At 76.4% G+C, this 318-nt stretch carries 1 protein-coding gene; it reads right to left on the bottom strand.

Translation table 11 applies throughout. The annotated features are described in order from the left end of the window. Nucleotides 1-235: 235 nt before the first annotated feature. Complete coding sequence (locus tag UK12_RS40695) at nucleotides 236-307, bottom strand: lytic polysaccharide monooxygenase (protein WP_269432073.1); 72 nt, start codon at nucleotides 305-307, stop codon at nucleotides 236-238. Between the last annotated feature and the right edge of the window lie 11 nt (nucleotides 308-318).

The following is a 318-nucleotide window of genomic DNA, read 5'->3' on the forward strand; positions in this document are numbered from 1 at the left end:
GTGCCCCGCCGCCGGTTCCGGCTGAGAGCCTGGCGGTGAGTGCTGCGCCCGGTCCGCAGCGGAGGGCAGGTGCGGCGGCGCCGGCGGCGGCTGCTGCGGCGTCCACTGAGCAGCCGCGCATCGTGCCCGACCGGGTGTCCAGCCGTATCGGCGGGACGCCCGGTCCGGCTTTTCGCGCGGGCCCCGGCGGACTCCAGGGGCCTCGGGAAGCCGGCTCCGCAGGACGCCCGGGGCGTCAGAAGGCGACGTCGGTGCAGGAGTAGAAGGCGTTGCCGGTGTCGGCGATGTCCCAGACCGCGAGCACCACCTGGTGGCCGG

It is taken from the genome of Saccharothrix sp. ST-888, from assembly GCF_000955975.1.
Classification (GTDB): domain Bacteria; phylum Actinomycetota; class Actinomycetes; order Streptomycetales; family Streptomycetaceae; genus Kitasatospora.